Raw genomic sequence first — 11,220 nt, 5'->3', positions numbered from 1 at the left:
CTAAAACAATTGAAATTCCTAAGGAAAATGGTGGTTGGATATTAGCGAACTGGATCTCTAGTGCTGAATATAAAGAAGGGGAAGGCGTTATTGACTTGTCTTTCTCACCAAAATTAAAGCCTTATATGCTTCAACTGAAAAACCAGTTTACATCATATCGATTGAGCAATATTTTAAATCTTAATAGTACTTACTCGATCAGACTATATGAACTTATGAAAAAGTGGCAACATCTTAGTAGATGGGAATGCTCTATTGAGGATTTAAGAGGTAAATTTGGGATAGGTGAAGGGGTATATCCAAGATACGCTAATTTAAAAGCGCGTGTTTTGGTAACAGCCATTACAGAAGTGAATGAAAAAACAGACCTTTATATTAATTTCAATGAAATAAAGAAGGGACGCAGCGTTGAACGAATTGAATTTACAATCAGACATACTCCAGAAAAAGAAATTAAGTTAACTGAACCCAAAAAGAAACCCGAGCAACCCCAAAAATCAATTGTAAATGAAGATGTATATATCCGTTTAAATGGTTTAGCGGACAAAAACCTTTATCAATTCACTCAAAATTATTTTTCTCAAATGTATCAAGGGGCATCATTCATATGGGGCGAAAAAGCTGAGAATGAATTAGCCATGATTATTGAATATGTAAATGTAGAAAAGTCGGTACAAAATCCACTTGGATTTATTAAGTCGCAAATTCAATTAGCGTGGGAAGCTTATGAAAGTGGAGAAAAACCAACGTTCTCTGACCTTCAACCAACCAAGGAAAGAAAAACTGGAAGGGAAGAAATTATTCCTGATTGGTTTAAAAAAAGTAGTGAAGTTAATGAACTAAAAGAGGAAAAAGGCAATGTCAATATTGCAGAAGAACGGGAAGCATTACTGAAAGAATTAGCGGAAATGAAGGGTCATAAATGACTTGAATGAATTTGATTAGTCGCTGAAAAACGGTTTGTCGCGATAGCAAAAAACTCCTTGTATCCTTTCTTTCTAATCTTCATATTTCGTTCTTACTATGTGGTTTAAAGAAGAAGGAGGGGCAAGCTACGGGTATGTGACCACACACCCCAAAAACGAGGTTTTATCTTGGTAGGAGACTCCTACAACCTTTACAAATATAATAGCTGTTATTTTTTCAAAATAAGCAGCAATATTTGTTGTCGCTTTGCTCGATGTAAAGGCTCTGTTAATGAAAAGGTTGATTAGTCGTTAATGGTTGACGGACAAAAATGTCTGTCACGGGGAGAGAACTCAAATTAAAATTTTCAGCGATTCCGTTTTAGGTATTGGTTTCCGAAAAAAAGAAACCAATACTATCGGACATTTTTGACGATAACTATCTGACTCTCAAAGAGAGAGTGCCCATTTATACACCACTCTAAAAAGCGGTGTATATGTGGTTGCCTTCGGATAATTAGTAATGTCCATTCTTGTACATAACGTCTGCAATTTTGCAGGAATGGTACAATTTAGAAATATATATTTTTTACAAAGGAGAAAGAGAGATTTGGGGAATTTACGAGATAATGCTGCAAAGAAAGAAAAAGTAAGGGACAAAACAAAAGCTCTATACAGTCAATTACTTGATTTTGACGAAGATTATGCAATGGAACTAATTGATTGGTACTTAGAAAAAACTGCAACTAATCGAAAACATCAAATAGAAACCCATTCGAGAGCAACAGTGAAATAACTAACAAGTAAAACTGATGAAGAATCTATTCAAAAAGTACGTCAATTGAGAAGACAAATAAAATCCGTTTTACCTGATAATTATCCGCAGAACTTACAAAAGGGTGATGTAGTTTGGGTAAATCACGGCCAAGGTTATGCCGGAGAAATTTCCGATGGTCATTATGGTATTCTACTAACAAGAAAAGGTAGCAATTTTTTAGTAGCGCCTTTAACAAAAACACGTCAACCTGATAAAGAAAACACCATGGAGGTAACCAACTTAGGTTTACCGGCAAGAGGTGGTCAAACAGTAGAGACTTGTTATGTGAACTTTGGTCAGATGAAATTTGTGCATTATAGACGTTTACAAAACATCATTGGTCTAAGTGTTCGGAAGAATGTCGCCGGTCAATTACCCGATCTACTAACCAAATTCAATAATATTATTAATAAGTCAATTTAAAGTTAAGGCTTGACTGTTTAAGTTCTACATGCAAAAATGAAGATATTCAAATTAGTCTTGACGGGGAATGCCGTTAAGGTAAACAAATTTCATTCATAGTTTTAAAAAACCTCGCGGAATGGCGAGGTTTTTTTGTTTAATATAAAAAAAATAAGGGAATATCTTTAATATCAAGTATCTTTTAGCTTTTGCTACATAACATATAAAAACAAAATTCAATTTTGTCTTAGATGGGGAATGCCGTCTAAGTATTAATCTTTCATTGGAAAAGAACCTCACCACATGGCGAGGTTCTTTTCCATTTGAGGAACATAGCAGTATCAACGGTAAATATCTGACTGGAGCAAAGAAGAAGGAATTTAAGGAACTTTCTGCATGGGTTAATTAAAATATCAAAAGAAAATTTATTCCAAGCTATATTGACGCCAACCATTTTCAGCTTTGGCGAAAAGGTATCCTTGTTCTTCCAGCAATTGTGAGTATTTTCGGATGGTGACTGGTTGTATCGAAAGCCGCTTTGCGACCTCTTTGCTCGAATAGGTTTTTGTATTGTTTTGCATATAGTTCACCTCTTAGAAAATATTCGCTATGAATCTTGAAAAAGCCTTTAAAGATAGATTGAAAGAAAAGATTTCAAATGGTAAACTAATAACATACTAAATTTATTTTACTTTTTTATGTCGAACCCAAGCGGGATCTGACGGTGATGAATAATACAGGTCTTTGGACTGATTGTGTTAAAAGCATGACTTACTATGCTACCAATCTGCCCAAAGGCCTTTTTGTGTTCTTTGGGAGAAAGAATAATGAATCTATGGTTCCTTCAAATCAATCGTTGTTAGAGGTAAAATGTCTCAGAAAATAGTTATTGTTATAAGTAAGGGGAGTCCGTCCTTGTTCGTATCTGGCGAAAATAATAACTAAACGTGATAAAAGAGTGTAGAAGTGTATAGCATTTAAAAACTATAAAACAGGAGTACTTCAAGTACATCGGAAAAGGGAGAGGTAATTAATGACAATCAAACTAAACGAGGTTGAAACGAAATTATTCGAAAGGGTTCATGCAAAACATTTGAGCGTGATCGGTAACGAGGAAAAGACAAAATATCAAAAAGAGGAAATCGTAAAAATCGAACGAGATATTCGAAACAAATGTCTGAAGGTGTATTTCCGAAATGGAGAATGGTTCCGGTATTTTACGGACGGAACGTGGGGATGAAGAATGGCTATCGACTTTGGTTGATAGCTCGTATCTGAAAGATGCGAAATGATCAATCGGCGAAGCTGATTGATCCAGACCAGTGCAGCTGGGACGAAACGAAATCGCGAAGCGGTTTCTTGCTACAAAGTAGCAACACTGTGACTTTCATGGGTCACGATTAGAAGCGAACAATGTTCGCTGGCTTTAGGCTTCAATACACACATGAGCAGAACGAGGTACGCCATATGGTGATGCCTTTGAACCGAAGGTGAAATGCGTCACCTTATGGCGTTAACCGTCAAATTAGCGGTTTAGAAGAGTTTTAGTTTTATTGCATTTATTTTAAAAAACATGTAGGAGGTGTTTAAATGGCAAATAATCGGGGTGGTAATCGACTGAAATATCAAGTAGAACAAGCAATTAAACGAATTAACTATATCGGAAAGTCCAAAAAAGAGTTGCGACAAAATGGAACTGAAACAGGTATTCACTCCATCACACAAGTGAAGCACACGCTTTCCGTTGGGCAGAATTTTGCGGAATGGATAAAAGAGCGGGGAGTAAAAGATCTGTACCAGTTAAAGCGTTCGGATTACCGAGATTATATTTCTCATATGCAAGAAAAAGGAGTTTCAAATGGTCACTTAATCAACATAGAAACGAATTTAAGGTTGCTGCAGAAAGGAATGCACAATATTTCAGTGGATAAGGGGTTTGAGGGGCGAGAGTGGATCCCGAAAACTAGGTTGATAGATACAGCTACTCGTGAAAAACCACAGGATCGTTCTTATTCTGTAGAAGAAATAAAGGGTTTTCGAGAAAAGCTTTCTACCAATGCGAAAGTTGGTGCGGATCTCCAACAAGCTTTTGGACTTCGTTTGCGGGAAGTTGCTAATTCAAGAGTGGCCCATATCGTTGAAAAGGACGGTAAGCTCTTCTGGAGGGCTTCAGAAGATAAGCTAGCCTTAAATACAGCACAAGGTGTTACAAAGGCAGGAAGAGGTCGTATATCGCCTTGTAGGCCCGAATTTGAAGCGAGAGTGCGTGAATTGATTCAGGGGAAGGAAAAGGACGCTTATTTATCTCCTGTGCGTTATAACACGCTTAAATCAGCTTATAATCGTGCAGGAGTAAAAGGTTCTCATTCTTTTAGGCATACATATGCCAGAGAAATGCTAAAAAGCGAGTTGAAGCAAAGAGGAATTGAAACCGCAGGTCGTGAAGTGATTCAACGCATGTTAGAGAATCGGGAAGTTGGTTATCGCAAAGACCATACAATCACGAAAGAGGAACGACCGTTATACAGGGAAGTCGTACAAGTCATGGATAAGGTGCAGGAATATTTAGGGCATGGAGAAGGTCGTATAGATTTGGCGGAAGTATATCTAAAGGGCGTGTGAAGAATAACGGAATGGACGAAACCGGCTAAGCGAAGCGATCCCTTTACAATGAGCAGGGGCATGTTAACCTATCTTGGTTCGTGCCACTGTTTTTTCTGCATGTGGCACTTGGCACGAAAGGCTTGTTGTAAAGGGCAGCCAGTGGAGTTCATGGAGTGGTGTAAATGAATAAAACAAGTTGTCACCCTCCCTTCAACCCTTGCCGCCCCTAACTTTTTTCCTTTTTCAACTATTTAGCCTTTATGCATCCAATATACATCGTTGACTTGCCGGGTTTGAGAGTTCACCTAATCCGTCCTATGAATAAATATCTATTTGGAAAATCACTAAATAAGGATTTACATCGGTTTTAGGTATGCGTAATATTACAAGAATACTAATCCCCAAAACTAATATAAAAAAGTTTAAACATATTTTAAAAAATCCATGTAGGGAAGGATCTTCAATTTATATTTGGGATTCTCTCTTTTATACTTAGATGGAATAGAATCAAATGTAATCATAATATTAATAGTGTCAGTTCCGACTATCTGTTTAATCTGTTCAATCCTTAATCCCCCGCAAATCCTCTCTATAAGACTCCCATATCCATGAGGAGGTAAACTACCCCATAAATTTGTAAATTCTTTAACCACTGTTTCAGCAGCTTTTTCATTATTAATTAATTCATTGATATCCTCTTTAATTAAACTATCATTTAGCACATAAGTTCTGTCAGTAATTAAAGAATCAACTCTTTTATTCCACAACAACTCAAGTCTATCTTCAAAATGATCATAAAAGTTTTCACAATTAATATTAGAATACCAAGTCTTATTGTAGATTTTATTTACAAATAACAGAAAATTCAGCTCGATAGGTGCAATTATGGTTTTATCTTCACACATTTGATATATATCCCTTCCTTATTGTGGTAAATTTATCGGAGTACTAATTATACATTAGAAATGGAGGATTTATATTGAAAAAACTTTTAACTTCTTTTTTGTTAGTTTTTATTTTAATTTCTTCTTTATTCGTAGTGAAATCTGAAGCAAATGGAATTGTTTACGATGCTTCTGAGGATGTCTCAGTTGACTTCGACAAAACACCAACTGAGGATGATGAAAATATAATCAAACCCCTCACAACTTTCCCAGGTAGTGGTGGTTATTCAGGTTTAGATTGGGGTGCATCTGGTAGAATGATTACTTGGAGAGTAAAACCCGACACTCTTGAACCTTGGGTATTTTCAGGTATATTAAAAGTCTATCAAAATGATGTTTTATGGAAAACCTATACTTTGTCAGGTGCAGGGGTTCTGGGATCAACGGGATCGGATACAATAGAGTTACCCTATATGGTTAAAGGAGAGTATAGATTTAAATTAAGTGGTGCAGCAGTAGCTCCTATTGGAAATGTTGATTTTTATACAGTTAGCAGCAATGCAGAATTAACTATTTTTAAGTCTTACTCAGATTAATAAAAACTATTTCTCTATCTTAGCTAGATAGATCCAGTAAAATGAATAAAGCTATTCTATGAATCATTTCTTCTAATTTGATATAGTTAAAGTAATAATCCCCACCTATAAATTCTGGTGGGGATTTGTGCATTCTAATTAAAATATTTCCGTGTCATTTCATGACTTGAAAATTAGTAGAATGATGAAGCTTCATCATTCTACTAATTTTCATTTTCCTACTCCTAGTTCTCTCAATAGTTTTTGTCGTTCCTCTTCGATATTCGGTTCTTCAATTTCTTCTTTGGAATCATCTTTTTTCCCGAACCACTCAGGAACCATTTCTTTTCGACCACCTGATAATTCTAATTCGTTAAAGCTAACTTTTTCGCCATTTATGTGCAATTTTAAAGCAGTTTTTAATTTGGATTTCATAAAGCCTAGCGGTGAATTGATAGACATATGGGTATCATAGAAGAAAAAATCATCTTCTATTCCTGACATTGTATATTGTCATTCGAGTGACACCCGTTTCATTGCTGATATCTTGTACAGATTTATTGTTATCTAACATTCTAATTATTTCATTATATATAAGGCGGTCTTTTGGGTCTTTAGCGTTTTCATGGTATTTCATTGGACGACCTTTAAATTTCCCTTTGGTTTTAGCGATGGCAATGCCTTCCCGTTGAGCTTGTGTGATTCGCTGCCTTTCTTCTTCTACCATCCACGACAGCAAGGTTAAAACTAAATCTGAAACCAATTGCCCTACACCTGGTAACTCTTTATATTTTCGAGTATCAAGAATTGGCATATTAAGAACGACAATATCAATTTCTTCATCAATTATTGCTTTCCATTCATTCCTTATTTCGTCCTTATTCCGACCAAAACGACTTAGATCATGAACTACTAATACATCACCGAACCTTAACATACTTCGCATATCTTGATAAATTGGTCGATTAAAATTTTTTCCGGACTGTTTTTCTAAAAAAATCTTTTCACAACCATAATCCTCTAAGTCTTTTATTTGTCTATCTAAGTTTTGTTCTTTTGTACTTACACGTGCGTAACCAATTATCATTGTCTAATCACTCCTCAAAAGCATGATTTCATCTTCTATTTATTATACAACATAAAATTTACATTAAAGTTAGCTCTATAGCTGATTTATTTATTGTCTATTTTGAGGTTACTTAAAATGTACAACATAAATTGTGTTATGAGACATGGATATTTCGATGTCTCAATAAAAGGGCAGTATTTGTCTCAATAGGACCTTCACTCCCTTAGAGTGCAACCGGTTTTAAAGTTATGATGTAAATATATGTAAGTTATTTATACAAAAAATTGTTTTCAAGACAGTAGGATCAAGAAAGAAAATGATTATGAGGAGGTTGAATATGAACGAATATTGCATCGCAAATACAACCAGAGAAAAACGAGCGGAGATATCAGTTTTGGCAGAGTCAATTAACAGCCTAGGAGCTAAAACCGTAGCACCTGAGGATCAGGTTTCAGCAGCATATTGATGGTGAGTTGGAAATTGATGAAGTATTACAGATATTGATCGATAAGTACAAAAAGTCTCCTAAAATTTGAACTCTTTATTATAAATTTAAATTTAAAACAAGTAATAGGTACTAGTTATTTTCCAGATTAATTTTTCATTTTTCAAGGATATTAAAGTCAATGGTTGTTTTTCTATAGAAAAAAGAGCTTGGAATTTCCAAACTCTTTTTTTACTCTTAACAATCGATTCAATGCACTTTCATCTTTGAGATCAATAATGGGAAGCTATTTGTACTATTGAATTAAGTAAAATATATTTTCTACAGATGAATCACATAACGCTTCCTTTAATTCGTAAAGTTTAATGACTGTAATATATTTTTCATTATTCACTTCAACAACATATAATCTTATATCCTGAAAATAGGAACCGAAATAAGAAATAATATGTTTCTCTATATTCTCCGTCCATTTTATAAAAGGAGTAAATATAGAAATAGCTGGTGTGCCATATTTATTCCTGAAAAGAGAATATTTAATTATTAATTGTGAAATGTACAAATCAGGGATCTTCATCTCGCAACTTTCAAAGACAAGTTTTTTCTCCTGAGCAAGTCCGAATGTTGGACTTCTTTTTACTAGTAATTCTTGGTAGCTAACAAAATTTATAATATGAGTATACGGATCATCCAAAAGATTGTTTTGGTAACAATAATCAAATTGATCTAAGACTGATTTTTTTAAGTTAAATAACTCTAATGAAAAGTTTTCATCTTCTTGTTTTGTTAAATGGACTTCCTCAAAAATCTCATTGAAATAATTAATATCAACATCATTTATAAAGTCTTTGTCGATAAAGTAGTTTATACAATAATGTTTGTTTTCATCGCAATTATATTTCTGTTGTATAAATAGTTCGATTAAATCATTTAACAATAAAGGCTTATATTTTTTGGATATCATTTATCTACCTCTTTACAAAAATCATAATTAATATCTTTTATGCACCTAAAGTACAATTATTATCGAAGGAATACTGGAGAGTGTTGCAGCACTAGCCCCATAAAAATATGCTTGACTCGATATACTCACTTTATATATTCCTCCTTCTTTATAGGTCCATGTTTTACTTCCTGAAACCGAGAATTTCCCTTGGCCTTGACTAGTCCAAGTGTAAGTACTTGCTCCCGTATTAAGACTAAAATTCAGAAAATCAAAGCCGTGATAAGCTGAACTTGCAGTCCAATTCAAAGTTTTCTTTCTATTATTATCATCATCAGTTTTAATAGTAGAAACGAAAGTTCCTACCGGTGCATCTATTGCTCTTGTTTGATTTTCATTATTAACGTAAAAATTCACAATTGTGTAAATTTGATTATCCTCTGTTGGTTCACCTAATTCTTTTTGGATAGATGGTTCAAGTTCCTCATAGGTTACCTCTTCAGAATGTGTTACAACGCTTGGGGTAATACCAATTTCACTTGCATTTGCATGGGACTGAGGTAAAAACGAGATTGATAAAAACATAACTATTGATACAACCAAAATATAGATTTTCTTCATCTTTTTTCCTCCTTTTTTAAAAAATGCTAAATTAAATATCAAGAAATGTCAATTATTTTCTGAATTATATAAATTTTTAAAATTAGGCGACTCTACTTAACTTCATACCCGTTCAGTCTATTACTTTTTCTTTAGCAGAGCTTTTTTAAAATTTACAATCGAGCAAAGCAACAACAAATATTACTGTTTATTTTTTCAAAATAAACAGTAATATTTGTAAAGGTTATAGGAATCTCCTACCAAGACAAAAACCTCTTTTTGGGGGTGTATGATCACACACCCGTAGCTTTTTGAACATTCCAGAACCTAATGCAGATATAACAAGTCCATATGCAAAATTTGTTTTATGTTTTTTCTTTTACTAACCTTCAGCACAGTCTTTATCCACAAGATTGAATGAGAGCGGTACAAAAAGATAAAGAAAGTTTGACTTACAGGGCTAAGTTAGCCTAAATTAAAGATAAATTAAGGTTAAAATAGGGCTAAAATAAAGCTTAATTTAGGCTGTTTTTGGAGGGAAAGTAATGAGATTTCCAATTAACAAAATTACAAAAGAATTAGAAATTAAATCATTTCAACTGCATAAATGGGAAGAGCGGGGATGGCTCGGGACTGAGCCTGTTTTAAAAGATCCAGATAACAATAATCAGCGTATGTACAATAAGCAGCAAGTTGAACGTATTGAATTTATAGATGAAGTCACTAAAGATCAAAGAAAAAAAGGGATTCATCGTACAGATCCTAAAGAAATGGAAATGTTACTTTTAGAAAAATTTGGTGGTGAAGTTACACGAATTGAAAATAAAGAGTTAATTGTTCTTCCTACAACACTTGAGTCGTTTCAAGAATCATTAATCAAACAAAATAAAGAAATGAATGCTATGCGAGAAATAATAGAGGAATTGGTACAAGGACAATTGGAATTGAAAAGTTACATCAAGGAATCCTTGCCAAGACGAGTACAACTGGAAGAACACGATCGTGAATTATTGTTGAGTCTAAAGGAAACTATGGAAAGTCGTAAAAAAGAAGAGGAAAGTCTAGGTTTTTTTGCTCGTTTTTTTAAAAAACGGTGATTGATGTAGAATTATTGGAAGTTCCCTATTTTTGTTTAAAGATGTATTTATTTTCGCAAAAACGTTTTAAACACCCCTAGAAGACGTCTTAAAAATAGATTGATAGATATACCTATTTTTACCTTTAAGATTGATATACGAGCGACCTGTGCCTTTTTAGGGATATATTTGTTCTATTCGAAGAGTTGGACAAGTCTGTTTATAGATTTGTCTTTTTATATATCTATAAATGATTTTATTTTCATGGTTTCGTTTTATTTGGATTTTGATAGAAAAAGAGAAATTATTTCTTGCAGAATTTTGACCAACACCAACATATCTTTGTTGTTGTTGTTTTAAGTAATTAATGTTTAAGTTCTTTGTTTTAAGTGATTTAGGGGCACCACAAACCCTTGGTATGTATAGCGTCACAAGTACGAAAGATAACAGTTTTGGTCTTAAAGGTAACAGTTTTGGTCTTAAAGGTAACAGTTTTGGTCTTTTAAAGGTAACAGTTTTGGTCTTAAAGATAACAGTTTTGGTCTTAAAGGTAACTTTTTAAATTTTAATGTTATCTTTCATATTGACCCTGCTTTTTATTAAGTATATTATTGTAATTAAGTAACTTTTTCTAAAATACTGTTATCATTAAGGGAGGAGATTTTTCGTTGGAGGATAATTATTTAGTCACTCAAGGCAATAATTTAATTGAAGCACGTCATAAGAATCCTTTGACAGCTCGTGAACAAAAGATAGTGCTTACGATGGTCAGTATGATCCAACCGTCTGATGAGGATTTTAAAGACTATCGAATATCTGTTAAAAACTTTAGTGAAATGTTGGGATTAAAAGGTAGTGTGAAGTATACACAAATGAAGGAAATTGCAGAAAACTTAATGA

At 33.8% G+C, this 11,220-nt stretch carries 15 protein-coding genes; 9 read left to right on the top strand and 6 right to left on the bottom strand.

What is annotated here, in order from left to right; translation table 11 throughout:
* The 3 genes from MKX39_RS22295 to MKX39_RS22285 all read left to right on the top strand — a co-directional run.
* Nucleotides 1–926 (top strand): replication initiation protein (locus tag MKX39_RS22295; protein WP_340772076.1); only part of this gene is annotated, 926 nt, incomplete at its 5' end.
* A gap of 589 nt (nucleotides 927–1,515) precedes the next feature.
* On the top strand, nucleotides 1,516–1,701 hold the full coding sequence (locus MKX39_RS22290; RefSeq protein ID WP_340772074.1) for a hypothetical protein: 186 nt from the start codon (nucleotides 1,516–1,518) through the stop codon (nucleotides 1,699–1,701).
* Between the two features lie 45 nt (nucleotides 1,702–1,746).
* Nucleotides 1,747–2,145 (top strand): hypothetical protein, encoded by a 399-nt coding sequence (locus tag MKX39_RS22285; RefSeq protein WP_340772071.1) that lies wholly within the window; start codon nucleotides 1,747–1,749, stop codon nucleotides 2,143–2,145.
* 404 nt (nucleotides 2,146–2,549) lie between these two features.
* Here MKX39_RS22285 and MKX39_RS22280 read toward each other — a convergent pair whose 3' ends face one another.
* Nucleotides 2,550–2,705, bottom strand: coding sequence for a MerR family transcriptional regulator (locus tag MKX39_RS22280; RefSeq protein ID WP_340772069.1), 156 nt, complete (start codon nucleotides 2,703–2,705; stop codon nucleotides 2,550–2,552).
* Nucleotides 2,706–3,157: 452 nt separating this feature from the next.
* On the opposite strand from MKX39_RS22280, the gene MKX39_RS22275 reads away from it, so the two are divergent.
* Both MKX39_RS22275 and MKX39_RS22270 read left to right on the top strand, forming a co-directional pair.
* Nucleotides 3,158–3,364, top strand: a complete 207-nt coding sequence (locus MKX39_RS22275; protein ID WP_169361532.1) for a hypothetical protein — start codon at nucleotides 3,158–3,160, stop codon at nucleotides 3,362–3,364.
* A 350-nt stretch (nucleotides 3,365–3,714) separates the two neighbouring features.
* Entirely contained in the window at nucleotides 3,715–4,746 is a 1,032-nt protein-coding gene (locus MKX39_RS22270; RefSeq protein WP_340772060.1) for an integrase, read from the top strand.
* A gap of 404 nt (nucleotides 4,747–5,150) precedes the next feature.
* On the opposite strand, the gene MKX39_RS22265 is transcribed toward MKX39_RS22270, so the two are convergent.
* A complete protein-coding gene (locus MKX39_RS22265; protein WP_340772058.1) occupies nucleotides 5,151–5,633 on the bottom strand; it encodes a hypothetical protein in 483 nt (160 codons plus the stop codon).
* Nucleotides 5,634–5,707: 74 nt separating this feature from the next.
* On the opposite strand from MKX39_RS22265, the gene MKX39_RS22260 reads away from it, so the two are divergent.
* Nucleotides 5,708–6,208 carry a hypothetical protein gene (locus MKX39_RS22260; protein WP_340772056.1) on the top strand — a complete coding sequence of 167 codons (501 nt, stop codon included), beginning with the start codon at nucleotides 5,708–5,710 and terminating at the stop codon, nucleotides 6,206–6,208.
* A gap of 210 nt (nucleotides 6,209–6,418) precedes the next feature.
* Here the strand turns inward: MKX39_RS22260 and MKX39_RS22255 are convergent, their stop codons facing one another.
* Entirely contained in the window at nucleotides 6,419–6,691 is a 273-nt protein-coding gene (locus MKX39_RS22255; protein WP_340772054.1) for a hypothetical protein, read from the bottom strand.
* On the bottom strand, nucleotides 6,672–7,274 hold the full coding sequence (locus MKX39_RS22250; RefSeq protein WP_340772052.1) for a recombinase family protein: 603 nt from the start codon (nucleotides 7,272–7,274) through the stop codon (nucleotides 6,672–6,674). The genes MKX39_RS22255 and MKX39_RS22250 overlap by 20 nt, the downstream gene beginning before the upstream one ends.
* Before the next feature lie 319 nt (nucleotides 7,275–7,593).
* Here MKX39_RS22250 and MKX39_RS22245 point away from each other — a divergent pair, with 319 nt between their 5' ends.
* Nucleotides 7,594–7,722 carry a hypothetical protein gene (locus MKX39_RS22245; protein ID WP_340772050.1) on the top strand — a complete coding sequence of 43 codons (129 nt, stop codon included), beginning with the start codon at nucleotides 7,594–7,596 and terminating at the stop codon, nucleotides 7,720–7,722.
* 274 nt (nucleotides 7,723–7,996) lie between these two features.
* Here the strand turns inward: MKX39_RS22245 and MKX39_RS22240 are convergent, their stop codons facing one another.
* Together MKX39_RS22240 and MKX39_RS22235 are read right to left on the bottom strand one after the other, a co-directional pair.
* Nucleotides 7,997–8,665, bottom strand: coding sequence for a hypothetical protein (locus tag MKX39_RS22240; RefSeq protein ID WP_340772048.1), 669 nt, complete (start codon nucleotides 8,663–8,665; stop codon nucleotides 7,997–7,999).
* A 45-nt stretch (nucleotides 8,666–8,710) separates the two neighbouring features.
* A complete protein-coding gene (locus MKX39_RS22235) occupies nucleotides 8,711–9,265 on the bottom strand; it encodes a hypothetical protein (protein WP_340772046.1) in 555 nt (184 codons plus the stop codon).
* Between the two features lie 524 nt (nucleotides 9,266–9,789).
* Here MKX39_RS22235 and MKX39_RS22230 point away from each other — a divergent pair.
* Together MKX39_RS22230 and MKX39_RS22225 are read left to right on the top strand one after the other, a co-directional pair.
* Complete coding sequence (locus MKX39_RS22230) at nucleotides 9,790–10,341, top strand: hypothetical protein (protein ID WP_340772044.1); 552 nt, start codon at nucleotides 9,790–9,792, stop codon at nucleotides 10,339–10,341.
* A 647-nt stretch (nucleotides 10,342–10,988) separates the two neighbouring features.
* Nucleotides 10,989–11,220: replication initiation protein (locus MKX39_RS22225; RefSeq protein WP_340772042.1), on the top strand; the 232-nt coding region annotated here is incomplete at its 3' end.

The sequence above is a fragment of the Psychrobacillus sp. FSL K6-1464 genome, from assembly GCF_038003145.1.
Taxonomy (GTDB): domain Bacteria; phylum Bacillota; class Bacilli; order Bacillales_A; family Planococcaceae; genus Psychrobacillus; species Psychrobacillus psychrotolerans.
The sequence above is the reverse complement of the archived record's forward strand: the minus strand, read 5'-3'. Positions and strand labels throughout refer to the sequence as shown.